Raw genomic sequence first — 12,942 nt, forward strand, 5'->3', positions numbered from 1 at the left:
TCAGCTCAGCCGGCTTCAAAGCCGAACGGCGCCTCCAGCCCCACCGTAAAGCGCGCCGCTTCCTGGCAGGCCAGGGCCGCTACCAGCTGGATGGCTTCGGTGGTGGCGTCGGCATGGTAGCTGACCACCAGCCGTTGCGGCATCAGGTGGCCGGCGCAAGGGATGATGGAGAGTTCGCCCGAATCGATTTCCTCGCGCGCAGGCGCCAGCGGCAACACCGCGATGCCGAAGCCGCAGCGCACCAGCCGCACGATCGCCGAAATCGAACTGACGCAATGCACCCGCGGCGTGTTGACGCCTTCGGCCTTGCATAATTCCTTGAGCGCAATATGCGGTTGCGATCCCTTGTTCATCGTGACGATGGGATGCTGCGCCAGTTCGGCCACCGTCAGCGGGCCCCGCCTGGACGACCAGTCGGCGCTGCGCCCGACCCAGCCCATGGCGATGGAGCCGCTGGCGGTATTGCGGATGCCTTCGCCGATCACCAGGTCGGTCTGCAAGGCGATATCCAGTTCGCCGTTGCGCATCTGCGAGTGCAGGCGCAAGGTCGACTCCGAGGTCAGCTGGATTTCGATGGCCGGATAGAGCTCCTGCATCCGCTGCAGAAAGTCGCTGAGCCAGGTATGGACGATGGTTTCGATGACCCCGATGCGCACCACGCCGAACACATTGTTGGAGGCGCGGCTGGCGGACATCATTTCCAGGTTGAGATCCAGCATGCGTTCGGCGTAGCTCAGCATGCGACGGCCGGCGAAGGTCAGGCGGATCTCGCGTGTGTCGCGATCGAACAGGCGCGAGCCGAAATCTTCTTCAAGCGAAGCAATGCGATTCGAAACCGCCGCCTGCGTGATATTCAGGCGTTCGGCCGCGGTGCGGAAACTACCGAGGCGGGCAGCCCAGACGAAGGCTTCCAGGAACCGGATATTCATGATGGCGTCTGCTGTGTCGGGTGAATAGGCCGTGACCGGGATGAAGCGTGAAATTGTATCAAGCTTCATTTTCCCGGCATGGGCCCATTATCCGTTTGCGAACCTGCGCCGTCCCCACACCGAAGCGTCCAGCAGGTTTTCCGGCTGCTTGCCCGACAAGACCGCGATCACTTGCGCGGCGCACTGGCTGGCCGTCGCGTGCAGGGCCTCCTGCGAGGAGCCGGCAATATGCGGCGACAGCACCACGTTGGGCAAGGCCGCCAGCGGCGAGGACGCGGCCAGCGGCTCTTGCGCGAACACGTCCAGCCCTGCGCCGCCGATGCGACCGGCGCGCAAGGCCTCGACCAGCGCAGCCTCGTCGATCAGCCCGCCGCGCGAGGTGTTGACGATGATGGCGTCGGTCTTCATCTGAGCCAGTGTCGCGACGTTGATGGTGTGGGCGGTATCAGGACGTAGCGGCCGGTGCAGGCTGAGCACGTCGGCTTGTTGCAGCAACTGCCCGAACGAGTCCGCCACCTGCGCGCCAAAGCTGCGGATGTGCGCGGCATCGGCGCGCGGCGACCACACCAGCACGCGCATGCCCAGCCCTTGGCCGGCCATGCCGCACAGCAGCTCGCCGATACGGCCGAAGCCGACGATACCCAGCGTCTTGCCATACAACGAGACCGTGCGGCCCTCGTACTTGAAGCGCCAGTTGCCGGCGCGGGCTGCCGCGTCGGCCGCCACCGCCTGGTGCGCGGCGGCCAGCATCAGGTGCAGGGTATGCTCGGCCACGGCGCGCACATTGGCCAGTGGGGTATTGCTGACTGCAATACCGAGGCGATGGGCGTGGGCGACGTCGATCTTGTCGGTGCCGGTGCCGTGGTTGGCCTCCAGCAGCAGGCGTCGTGCACCGTCGAGCTGACCGGCATTGAGGCCGTCGCGAACGATGGCGGCGTCGGCGTCGGCTACTTCATGGTCCAGCGCAGCCGGGCCGGCCGATTGCAGCACGTCGATGCCGGCCGCGCGCAGCAGTTGCGCGCCGATCGGGTGAATGGGTTGGGCGATCACGCACAGCGCCATGGTGAAGTGTCCTTTCCAATAAAAAACGCGCCGTCCCGGTGTCCGGAGGACGGCGCGCAAGATGGAAAGCATGATGCGTTCCAGCCGGATCGGCCGGTGAAGCCGGCAAGCCGCAGTGCGGACTCAGACCAGCTTGCCCGGATTCATGATCAGGTTGGGGTCGAATGCCTGCTTGATGCGCAGCATCAGTTCCATCTCCACGGGCGCCTTGTAGTGCCGCAATTCATCGCGGCGCAGCTGGCCCACGCCATGCTCGGCGCTGATGCTGCCGCTCATCTCGGTGACCAGGTCGTGCACCAGCCGGTTCAGCAGCAGCGTGGCCTGCTTCACTTCATCGTAGGAGGCGCTGAGCGGGATCATCACGTTGAAGTGCAGGTTGCCGTCGCCCAGATGGCCGAAGTTGATGACCTCGGTCGCCAGCCCGCAGCCGGCGATGGCCGCCTCGGCGCGCGCGACGAAGGGCGCGATGGCCGAGATGGGCAGCGCGATGTCGTGCTTGATCACCTTGCCGGCGCGCACCTGCGCCTGTGAAATGCCCTCGCGGATTTTCCACAGTGCGGTCGATTGCGTGCCGCTGGTGCAAAACATGGCGTCGCACACCAGTTCCTCTTCCAGCGCCTGGCCCAGCACTTCTTCCAGCATGCCTTGCAGGCCGGTGTCTTCGGTGTCGGCCAGTTCGATCAATGCATTGAAGGCGGCCGGCTGCGCCAGCGGCGCGCGCGTGTCGGCCACGTGCTGCAGCACCAGTGCCAGCGAGGCGGCCGACATCATCTCGAACGCCACCAGGCGGTCGCCGCAACGCGCGCGCGTGCGCGCCAGCAGTTCGGCCAGTTGCGCCAGCGAGTCGGCGCCGACCCAGGCCGTGGCGCGCGCATGCGGTTGCGAGAAGAGCTTGAGCACGGCGCCGGTGATCACGCCCAGCGTGCCTTCCGAACCGATGAACAGGTCGCGCAGGTCGTAGCCGGTGTTGTCCTTGCGCAGGCCGCGCAAGCCGTTCCAGATGCGACCGTCGGGCAGCACCACTTCCAGCCCCAGCGCCAGCTCGCGCATATTGCCAAAGCGCAGCACGGCGATGCCGCCGGCGTTGGTGGCGAGATTGCCGCCCACCGTGCAGCTGCCTTCGGCACCCAGGCTCAGCGGGAAGTAGCGGCCGACGTCGCGGGCGGCGTCCTGCGCGTGCGCCAGGATCACGCCGGCGTCCACCGTCATGGTGTTGTTGATGGGATCCACATCGCGGATGCGGTTCATGCGCGTGGTGGAGAGGATCACCTGCGCGCCGCTGTCGTCCGGCGTGGCGCCGCCGCTCATGCCGGTGTTGCCGCCCTGGGTGACGATGGGCGTGTGGGTCAGGTGGCACAGCCGCACCACCTCGGCGGTCTGCGCCGTATCGGCCGGGCGCACCACCACGCTGACCCGGCCTTCCCATTTGCCCAGCCAATCCTTTAGGTAGGGCGCCTGTTGTTCTGCATCGGTGACCAGGCCGGCGTCGCCGACGATGGCGCGCAGCTGCGCGATCAGTTCCTTGGTGTTCTCGCTCATTTCCGTATTGCTCCGTGTTGCCGTATTTGCCGCATCGCTTGTCGGGATTGCAGCGGGGTGACTTATCTCCAGGGCCCGACTATCAGGCACCGTGCCAGTTCATCCGCACGCGGCCGATGGCCATCGCGGCGGCGGCCTGGCTCGGCTCCACCACGGGGATGCCCAGCGCCTCTTGCAGCGGTTCGCGGTAGAGCGCCATGCCGGCGCAGCCCATGACGATCACGTCGGCGCCTTTCTCGTCGCGCAGGCGGCGACCCACTTCGGTCATGCGCGCCAGCGTGCGCTCGTACTGCGCCAGCTCGGTCACGTTCAGGCCGATCGCCAGTTCGCCGGCCAGGCGCGACTCCACGCCCATGGCGCCATAGGCGCGCAGGTGGCGAGGAATCGAGCCCTTGAGAATGGCGATCACGCCGAAACGCTGGCCCAGCGTGAGCGCGGTCAGCACGCCGCTTTCCATGATGCCCAGCACCGGCACGTCGACCGCCTCGCGCACCGCGTGGAGCCCAGGGTCCGAGAAGCAGGCCACCACGAAGGCGGCTGCGCGCGCGCGTAACGATGTCGCCAGCGACACCAGTTGCGGCGCCACCGCGTCGACGTCCTGCTGGGTCTGGATGCCGGGCGGACCGGACTGCAGCGACAAGCACTCGATGGCAGGGCCGCCGGCCATGCGCAGCGGCGCCATCGCGGCATCGATGCCGCGCGTGACGGCGGCCGTGCTGTTGGGGTTGATCACGAAGATGGTCTGGCCGTCGGGCAGGGAAGAGGCAGGGGGCATGGTCGGCTTTCGTGGTAGAACGGATGCAAGGACTGTAACCCAGCGCGATGGGCATGCTCCTTGCTCATTTGTCGGTTCCCCTTAACATCCTGTTATGCATGGCGAGGACTTATGGCACTGAACCTGCGTCAGATCGAAGTGTTCCGCGCGGTGATGACCACCGGCTCCATCAGCGGCGCATCACAATTGCTGTTCGTGTCGCAGCCGGCGGTGAGCCGCCTGCTGTCGCACACCGAGCAGCGCGTCGGCTTTGCGCTGTTCGAGCGCATCAAGGGGCGGTTATACGCCACGCCGGAGGCCAAGAAACTGTTCCACGAAGTGGAACATGTCTACCAGGCGGTGCAGCGGGTCAACGAGCTGGCCACCGATCTGTCTGAAAACCGCAGCGGCATTCTCAACATCGTCTCCAGTCCCAGCATCGGGCAGATGCTGATCCCGCAGGCTATTGCGCTGTTTCGCAATCGCCATCCGGACGTCAAGCTGACCTTCCATTGCCTCAACTACGGCTACCTGAAGGACCGCCTGCTGTCGCGCCAGGCCGACCTCGGCATCATCATCCTGCCGATGGAGCATCCCAGCCTGGAAGTGGCGCCGCTATGCAGCAACCGCGTGGTCTGCGTGCTGCCCTACAACCATGAGCTCACGCGGCGCAGCACACTCACGCTGGCCGATCTGCGGCCGTTTCCGTTGATCTCCTACAACCGCGATTCGCCCTTCGGCGGCATCGTCGGCAACTTTTATCAGTCGGAAGAGGAACCGCTGCGCCCCATCATGGAAGTGGGTTCGCCGCAGAACGCCTGTTCGCTGGTGCAGATGGGCGCAGGGGTGGCGCTGGTGGACGAATTCTCGGTGCGCAGCTGGGCCGGCAGCAGCCAGATGGTCGTGCGGCCGGTGGCGCGCGCACCCATCCTGCGGGCCAACATGGTGCACGTGCGTACCGAGCCGCTGTCGCAGCTGACGCTGGCGTTCATCGAGGAATTGCGCCAACTCGTGCATGCGCAAGGCTACGTGCCGTCGGCCGGACTTGCTGCGCCGCCGCAGGCGCGCGCGGCCTGAAACGGTGCATGCAGGCAGACGGGTGATGCGTGCTGGTGCGCTTAACAAGACGTTATGGCGTGCGTACAAAAAGGCAAGCGACAGGACCAAACGCGTCCACGACAATGAATTTCATCTTGTCCGGCAGACCACATCGGTGTGCCGCCGCTTCCACCCATTTGTCCACGGAATCACTATGTCGACCTCGACCGCAGCTTCGCTGGCCACCGCCCGCGGCATCTACACCATCTGCCCCACGCCGTTCAACGCCGACGGCTCGATTGACCTCGGCAGCATCGCCACGCTGGTCGATTTCCAGATCGAAGCCGGCGTCTCCGGCCTGGCCATCCTCGGCTTCCTCGGCGAGGCGCACAAGCTGTCCAACGCCGAGCGCCGCGCGGTGACCTCGACCTTCGTCAAGTGTGCCGCCGGGCGCGTGCCGGTGTGGGTGGGCGTGCGCGCCCTGGGCCTGGCCGGCGCCATCGAGCAGGCCACCGAGGCCGCTGAAGCCGGCGCCGCCGCAGTCTTCGCCGCGCCGCTGGACAATGCCTCCGACGCCGTGCAGTTCGACTACTACCAGTCGCTGGCCGCAGCACTGTCGATTCCCGTGGTGATCCACGATTTCCCCGACTCCTTCGGCACCGAAATCAAGGCCGAGGTAATCGCCCGCCTGGGGCGCGAAGGCGGCGTCAACTTTATCAAGATGGAAGAGCCGCCGGTGGGCCAGAAGATCAGCCGCATCCGTGACCTTGCCGGCGAGTCCATGCGCATCTTCGGCGGCCTGGGCGGCGTGTACTTCCTGGAGGAACTGCAGCGCGGCGCGGTCGGCACCATGACCGGGTTTGCCTTCCCCGAAATCCTGGTGCGCATCTACGACAAGTTCGCCGCCGGCGACCTGGCGGGCGCGGCCGCCACCTTCGACAAGTATTGCCCGCTGATCCGCTATGAGTTCCAGCCCAAGATCGGCCTGTCGCTGCGCAAGTACGTCTACCGCAAGCGCGGCGTGATCGGCAGCGATGCGATCCGTTCGCCCGGCATGCGCATCGACCCCGAGACCGAGCGCGAGCTGGAAGCCGTGATCGCCCGCGTCGGCCTGTCGCTGGACCAGCGCGGCGCGCTGGTCATCGAATAAGCGGGGGCAAAGCATGGATCTGGGTATTGCCGGACGCAGCGCACTGGTGTGTGCATCAAGCAAGGGACTGGGGCTGGCCTGTGCGGCGTCACTGGCGCGCGAAGGCGTGGCCGTGACTATGACCGCGCGCGGCAAGGAGGCGCTGGAAGCCGCCGCGCAGCATATTCGCGACACCACCGGCGCCACCATCACCACCGTCGCCGGCGACATCACTACGCCGGAGGGGCGCGCGCTGGCGCTGGCGGTATGTCCGTCGCCGGACATCCTGGTGACCAATGCCGGCGGCCCCAAGCCGGGCGACTTCCGCGAGTGGTCGCGCGAAGACTGGATCGCCGCGGTGGACGCCAACATGCTCACCCCCATCGAGCTGATCAAGGCCACCGTGGACGGCATGATGAAGCGCGGCTTCGGCCGCATTGTCAACATCACCTCGGGCGCGGTGAAGGCGCCGATCGATGTGCTGGGATTGTCCAACGGCGCGCGTTCGGGCCTGACCGGTTTTGTCGCCGGACTGGCGCGCAAGACCGTGCGCCACAACGTCACCATCAACAACCTGCTGCCGGGGCCGTTTGAAACCGACCGCCTGCTGGCCACGGCGGCCGCCGCCGCGCGCGACACCGGCAAGACCGTGGAAGAAGCGCTCGCCGCGCGCCGCGCCGGCAACCCGGCCGGCCGCTTCGGCACCCCGGCCGAGTTCGGCGATGCCTGCGCCTGGCTGTGCAGCGCGCAGGCCGGCTTCGTCACCGGGCAAAACCTGCTGATGGACGGCGGCGCCTATCCGGGCACCTTCTAGCAGCCAACATTCCAGGACTTCGCATGGACTTCGATTTCGACCTCACCATCCGCAACGGCCGCATCTCCACCGACAAGGAAACCTTCATGGCCGACATCGGCGTGAAGGACGGCGTGATCGTGAAGATCGCGCCCGGACTTCCCGCCGGCCGCGAGGACATCGACGCCGCCGGGCGCTGGGTGCTGCCGGGCGGCATCGACAGCCATTGCCACATCGAGCAGTTGTCCGGCATGGGCATGATGTGCGCCGACGATTTTTATTCCGGCACGGTGTCGGCCGCCTTCGGCGGCACCACCACCATCATCCCCTTTGCCGCCCAGCATCGCGGCAACCGCATCCCCGACGTGGTGGCCGACTACGCGCAGCGCGCCCGTGAAAAGGCGGTGATCGACTACGGCTTTCACCTGATCCTGGCGGACCCCGATGAGCAGGCGCTGCAGCACGACCTGCCGCAGGCGATCCGCGACGGGATCACCTCGCTCAAGGTCTACATGACCTACAACGCCCTGAAGCTGGACGACTACCAGCTGCTGGACGTGATGGCCCTGGCCGGCCGCGAAGGGGCGCTGGTGATGATCCACGCCGAGAACCACGACATGATCCGCTGGCTGGCCTCGCGCCTGCTGGATCAGGGCCACACCGCGCCCAAGTTCCACGCAGTGGCGCACGACCCGCTGGCCGAAGCCGAGGCCAGCAACCGTGCCATCGCGCTGTCGCGCCTGATCGGGGTGCCGGTGCTGATCGTGCACGTGGCCGGCGCGGAGACGGTGCAGACCATTCGCAACGCCAAGCTGCTGGGCGCGCAGATCTATGCCGAGAGCTGCCCGCAGTACCTGTTCCTGACCGCCGAAGACATCGACCTGCCGGGCGTGGAAGGCGCCAAGTACTGCTGCAGCCCGCCGCCGCGCGACGCCAATGCGCAGGAGGCGGTGTGGGCGGGTCTCAAGGACGGCACGCTGGGCATGTATTCCTCCGACCACGCGCCGTATCGCTTCGACGAAAGCGGCAAACTGCCGCGCGGTGAAAGCACCACCTTCAAGGAGATGGCCAACGGCGTGCCCGGCATTGAGCTGCGCCTGCCGCTGCTGTTCTCAGAGGGCGTGCTGGGCGGACGCATCGACATCCATGAATTCGTGCAGCTGAGCGCCACCAATCACGCCCACATGTACGGCCTGTCGCATCGCAAGGGCAACATCGCCGAAGGACTGGACGCCGACCTGGTGATCTGGAACCCGCAACGCGAGACCACCATCAGCAGCGACCTGCTGCACGACAACGTCGGCTACACGCCGTATGAAGGCAAACAGATCAAGGGCTGGCCGGAAGTGGTGACCAGCCGAGGCCGCATCGTGGTGCAGGACGGCGTGCTGAAAGTGGAGCGCGGGTCCGGGCGCTACATCAAGCGCCAGTGCCCGGAGCCGGCCAGCATCGCACGCCGTCCGGCGCGCAGTCATTTGCCGGGCTTGCTCGGCCTGAAAGGAAAAGCATGGGAGCAGCAATGAACGCAGTGAAGAATCAGCAGCCCAATCGCTTCGGCCTGGCCGTGGCGCAGATGGGCCCGGTGCACCTGGCCGACGAGCGCGCCGCGGTGGTGGCGCGCCTGGTGGAAATGATGCGCGAGGCGGCCGCGCGCGGCGCGAAGATGGTGGTGTTCCCCGAGCTGGCGCTGACCACCTTCTTCCCGCGTTACTGGATGGAGGATGAGGCCGAGGTCAATGCGCGCTTCTTCGAGGCCGAGATGCCGGGGCCGCAGACGCGCGTGCTGTTCGATCTCGCCGCACAGCTGAAGATCGGCTTTTACCTCGGCTATGCCGAGCTGACCGCGGACGGCCATCGCTATAACACCTCGATCCTGGTCGACGAGAACGCCAAGATCGTGGCTCGCTATCGCAAGGTGCACCTGCCCGGCCACAGCGACCACAAGCCGGACGCACCGTTCCAGCATCTGGAGAAAAAGTACTTCGAGGTCGGCAACGACGGCTTCGGCGTCTCCGACATGCTGGGCACACGCATCGGCCAGTGCCTGTGCAACGACCGTCGCTGGCCCGAGACCTATCGCGTCATGAGCCTGCAGAGCGCGCGCATCGTCGCGCTGGGCTACAACACGCCGTCCTGGAACATCCACTGGAACGAGCCGCCGCACCTGCGCATGTTCCACCACCTGCTGTCGCTGCAGGCCAATGCCTACCAGAACGGCCTGTGGGTGGCGGCCGCCGCCAAGTGCGGCTTCGAGGATGGCTTCCACATGATCGGCGGCTCGGCCATCGTCGCGCCGTCCGGCGAGATCGTGGCGCAGGCGCAGGGCGAGGAGGATGAAGTGATTTTCGCCAACTGCGATCTCGGCCTGGGCGAAACCTTCCTGCAGCACGTCTTCAACTTCGCCAAGCACCGTCGTCCCGAGCACTACCGCCTGATCGTCGAACGCACCGGCGCCGGCCTGCCGCTGGCGCCGTCCGAGCTGTCGACCTGAACACCAGTGAGTCACAAGCAAGCCCATACCGTTAGCCACGTCAGTCAAACAACACCAAGGAGTGATGCGATGTTCCCGTTCCAGCCCAAGCTGTCCAAGTTGTCCATGAGCTGTTCCATGCTGGCGGCCGCGGCCGTCATGTCGCTCGCCGCCGGCGCCGCCACGGCCCAGGGTGGTTCCGGCCCGTTGCGTACCGGTGTGGATGCCACCTTCGCGCCGCATGCCATGGTCAAGCTGGGCGGCGGCCTGCAGGGCTTCAACATCGACCTGGGTGAAGAGCTGGCGCGTCGGATGGGTCGCAAGATCGAGATCGAGGGCACCGAGTTCTCCGGACTGGTGCCGGGCCTGAACGCCAAGAAGTATGACTTCGTGCTGGCGCCGGTGACGGCCACGCCGGAGCGCGCCAAGGCCATGCTGTTTACCGAGGGCTACCTCGATACCGACTACACCTTCGTGATCAAGAAGGGCGGCACGCCGATCAAGGCGCTGGAAGAACTGAAGGGCAAGACCGTCTCGGTCAACAAGGGTTCGGCCTATGAGATGTGGGCGCATGACAATGCCGCCAAGTACGGCTTCAAGTACGACGTCTACGGCAACAATGCCGACGCCGTGCAGGCAGTGCAATCGGGCCGCGCCGATGCCAACCTGGCCGGCAGCACCGTGGCCGCCTGGGCCGCCAAGCAGAACCCGGCGGTGCAGACCACCTACACCGTGAAGACCGGCCTGGTGTGGGCGCTGGCATTCCGCCTGGACGACAAGGCCGGGCGCGACGCCGCCGGCAATGCCCTCAAGTGTATGAAGCAGGACGGCACGCTGGGCAAGATTGCCCAGAAGTGGTTCGGCTACACGCCGGCGCCGGACGCCGCCGTGGTCAAGGTCGGCGTGGGCCAGGGCGTGCCGGGTCTGGAGGGTTACGACCCGACCCCGGTGACGCCCAAGTGCAGCTGAGGCAGCGCATTTGTCCTTTTTGCGCGGCCGGGGCAGCAAGCCGGCCGCGGTTCGTTTCGTCACCTGAATTTCGCTATCCGATCCTATGAACGCCCCCATCCTGGAAATCGTCGGCCTGCACAAATCCTATGAAGGCAACGCGGTGCTGCGCGGCATCGACCTGCGCGTGCGCCAGGGCCAGCTGATCTGCGTGATCGGCCCCTCGGGCTCGGGCAAGAGCACCATGCTGCGCTGCTGCAACCGGCTGGAAGAACCCAGCGCCGGCCAGATCGTGGTGGACGGCACCGACATCATGCATGCGCGCGTGAACCTGAACGAGGTGCGCCAGAAGATCGGCATGGTGTTCCAGCAGTTCAATCTCTATCCCCACATGACGGTGCTGGGCAATGTGATGCTGGCGCTGAAAAAGGTGCAAGGGCATTCGCACGCAGAGGCGGAAAAGCGCGCGCGCCGCGCGCTGCAGCAAGTGGGCATGTCTGAGAAGGCGGCCAGCTATCCGGGCCAGCTCTCGGGCGGACAGCAGCAGCGCGTGGGCATCGCCCGCGGCATTGCGCTGGAACCGAAGGTGATGCTGTTCGACGAACCCACCAGCGCGCTCGACCCGGAACTGGTGGGCAGCGTGCTGCAGGTCATGCGCGAGCTGCGCGAGGCCGGCATGACCATGCTGGTGGTGACGCACGAGATGGCCTTCGCCCGCGCCGCGGCCGATCATGTGGTGTTCATGGACGGCGGCGTGATCGTGGAGGAGGGCGCGCCCGAGCAGATATTCGGTAACCCGCAGCAGGCGCGCACCAAGGCCTTCGTCGCGCGTTACGCAGGCCACGCCTGAATATCGAAGAAAACTTCGGGGAAAACATCGCGGCAAATTTCGGGGATCGCATGCAGGAATTCATCTTCACCTTCTTCAACGCCGAGATCGCCGGCCGCTACTGGCAGGACATCCTGCGCGGCATGGGCGTGACGGTCATGCTAAGCCTGGCGGTGATCGCCGCCGGCCTGCTGCTGGGCCTGGCGCTGGCGGTATTGCGCGCCACCGGGCAGCGCGCAGTCACATTGGCGGTAGTGGCCTTCGCCGACGTCATGCGCGCCTTGCCGCCGCTGATCGTCATCATCGTGCTGTTCTTTGCCTTTCCGTATATCGACCTGGCGATGTCGTCCTTCACCGCTACCTGGCTGGCCTTGACGCTGGTGCTGGCTGCCTATGCCGAGGAGAGCATCTGGGCCGGCATCGTCGCGTTGCCGCGCGGCCAGACCGAGGCGGCGCGCTCGACCGGCTTGTCATGGCGACAAGCGATGGCCTCGGTGGTATTGCCGCAGGCGCTGCGCATGGCCGTGCCGGCGCTGACCAACCGCGTCATCTCGATCACCAAGAACACCGCGCTGGGCTCGGTGGTGGCCTTGTCGGAAATCCTCAACACCGCGCAGGCCGCCAGCAGCAACGCCGGCAACCCGACGCCGCTGATGCTGGGCGCGGCCGCCTATCTGGTGATCTTCATCCCGGTGGTGCTGTTTGCGCGCTGGCTGGAAACACGCTGGCGCTGGAAACGATAACCAAGAGACAGGCAAAGGAAACAAAGCAACCATGGAAGCCTTGCTGCAAAACTTCTTCAACCTGCAGGTCTACCGCGATGTGCTGCCGTTCCTGCTGGGCGGCCTGTGGACCACGGTGTGGCTGTCCTTGCTGGTGATCCCCATCGGCATCGTCTCCGGTCTCGCGCTGGCGCTGCTGGCCACGCAGAGCGGCTCGCGCGCGGTGCGCATCGCGGTGGCGGTGTATGTGGATTTCTTCCGCTCCTTCCCGCCGCTGGTGCTGTTGATCCTGATTTACTTCGGCGCGCCGTTCCTTGGACTGGAGTTGCCCAAGCTGCTGGCGGTGGCGATCGGCTTCATGTTCAACAACTCCAGCTATTTCGCCGAGGTGCTGCGCGCCGGCATCGAGAGCGTGCCGCACGGGCAGATGGAGGCGGCGCGCTCGACCGGCCTGTCGCGCGCGCAGGCGCTGGCTTACGTGGTGGTGCCGCAGGCCGCGCGCAATGCCTTGCCCGACCTGGTGGGCAATTGCATCGAGGTGATCAAGCTGACCACCATCGCCAGCGTGGTCGCGCTGCCCGAGCTGTTACGCGTGGCGCGCGATGCGCAGTCGCTGGTGTACAACCCGTCGCCCATCGTGCTGGCTGCGCTGTTGTACCTGATCCTGCTGCTGCCGCTGGTGCGCTGGCTTTCCCGGCTGGAGAACCGCAACCGCGCATTGCATTGATG

Annotated in this window: 13 protein-coding genes; 9 read left to right on the plus strand and 4 right to left on the minus strand. The window is 66.1% G+C overall.

Annotated elements, in window-relative coordinates:
* Positions 1 to 5: 5 nt before the first annotated feature.
* The 4 genes from J8I26_RS13950 to J8I26_RS13965 all read right to left on the minus strand — a co-directional run bounded on the left by J8I26_RS13950 (position 6) and on the right by J8I26_RS13965 (position 4,305).
* Positions 6 to 929: a LysR family transcriptional regulator gene (locus J8I26_RS13950; protein ID WP_209607711.1), complete on the minus strand. Its 924-nt coding sequence runs from the start codon at positions 927 to 929 to the stop codon at positions 6 to 8.
* Between the two features lie 87 nt (positions 930 to 1,016).
* Entirely contained in the window at positions 1,017 to 2,063 is a 1,047-nt protein-coding gene (locus J8I26_RS13955) for a hydroxyacid dehydrogenase (protein WP_245200328.1), read from the minus strand.
* Positions 2,064 to 2,114: 51 nt separating this feature from the next.
* Positions 2,115 to 3,530: an FAD-binding oxidoreductase gene (locus J8I26_RS13960; protein WP_209607712.1), complete on the minus strand. Its 1,416-nt coding sequence runs from the start codon at positions 3,528 to 3,530 to the stop codon at positions 2,115 to 2,117.
* Positions 3,531 to 3,612: 82 nt separating this feature from the next.
* Positions 3,613 to 4,305, minus strand: coding sequence for an aspartate/glutamate racemase family protein (locus J8I26_RS13965; RefSeq protein WP_209607713.1), 693 nt, complete (start codon positions 4,303 to 4,305; stop codon positions 3,613 to 3,615).
* A 111-nt stretch (positions 4,306 to 4,416) separates the two neighbouring features.
* Between J8I26_RS13965 and J8I26_RS13970 the strand changes: the two genes are divergently transcribed.
* From J8I26_RS13970 to J8I26_RS14010, 9 genes are all read left to right on the plus strand, one after another.
* Positions 4,417 to 5,361: a LysR substrate-binding domain-containing protein gene (locus J8I26_RS13970; protein WP_209607714.1), complete on the plus strand. Its 945-nt coding sequence runs from the start codon at positions 4,417 to 4,419 to the stop codon at positions 5,359 to 5,361.
* A gap of 169 nt (positions 5,362 to 5,530) precedes the next feature.
* Complete coding sequence (locus tag J8I26_RS13975) at positions 5,531 to 6,472, plus strand: dihydrodipicolinate synthase family protein (protein ID WP_209607850.1); 942 nt, start codon at positions 5,531 to 5,533, stop codon at positions 6,470 to 6,472.
* Positions 6,473 to 6,485: 13 nt separating this feature from the next.
* Positions 6,486 to 7,265 (plus strand): SDR family oxidoreductase, encoded by a 780-nt coding sequence (locus J8I26_RS13980; protein WP_209607715.1) that lies wholly within the window; start codon positions 6,486 to 6,488, stop codon positions 7,263 to 7,265.
* 23 nt (positions 7,266 to 7,288) lie between these two features.
* Positions 7,289 to 8,767 (plus strand): dihydropyrimidinase, encoded by a 1,479-nt coding sequence (hydA, locus tag J8I26_RS13985; protein WP_209607716.1) that lies wholly within the window; start codon positions 7,289 to 7,291, stop codon positions 8,765 to 8,767.
* Positions 8,764 to 9,735 (plus strand): N-carbamoyl-D-amino-acid hydrolase, encoded by a 972-nt coding sequence (locus J8I26_RS13990; RefSeq protein WP_209607717.1) that lies wholly within the window; start codon positions 8,764 to 8,766, stop codon positions 9,733 to 9,735. Before hydA ends, J8I26_RS13990 begins: the two co-directional genes overlap by 4 nt.
* Before the next feature lie 69 nt (positions 9,736 to 9,804).
* Positions 9,805 to 10,683 carry a transporter substrate-binding domain-containing protein gene (locus tag J8I26_RS13995; protein WP_209607718.1) on the plus strand — a complete coding sequence of 293 codons (879 nt, stop codon included), beginning with the start codon at positions 9,805 to 9,807 and terminating at the stop codon, positions 10,681 to 10,683.
* A gap of 85 nt (positions 10,684 to 10,768) precedes the next feature.
* On the plus strand, positions 10,769 to 11,512 hold the full coding sequence (locus J8I26_RS14000) for an amino acid ABC transporter ATP-binding protein (RefSeq protein ID WP_245200330.1): 744 nt from the start codon (positions 10,769 to 10,771) through the stop codon (positions 11,510 to 11,512).
* Between the two features lie 50 nt (positions 11,513 to 11,562).
* The gene (locus J8I26_RS14005; RefSeq protein WP_209607719.1) at positions 11,563 to 12,234 is read left to right on the plus strand and encodes an ABC transporter permease subunit; all 672 of its coding nucleotides are present in this window, start codon (positions 11,563 to 11,565) and stop codon (positions 12,232 to 12,234) included.
* A 31-nt stretch (positions 12,235 to 12,265) separates the two neighbouring features.
* Positions 12,266 to 12,940: an amino acid ABC transporter permease gene (locus tag J8I26_RS14010; RefSeq protein WP_209607720.1), complete on the plus strand. Its 675-nt coding sequence runs from the start codon at positions 12,266 to 12,268 to the stop codon at positions 12,938 to 12,940.
* Positions 12,941 to 12,942 lie beyond the last annotated feature (2 nt).

Source organism: Herbaspirillum sp. LeCh32-8, from assembly GCF_017814915.1.
Lineage (GTDB): Bacteria > Pseudomonadota > Gammaproteobacteria > Burkholderiales > Burkholderiaceae_D > Herbaspirillum.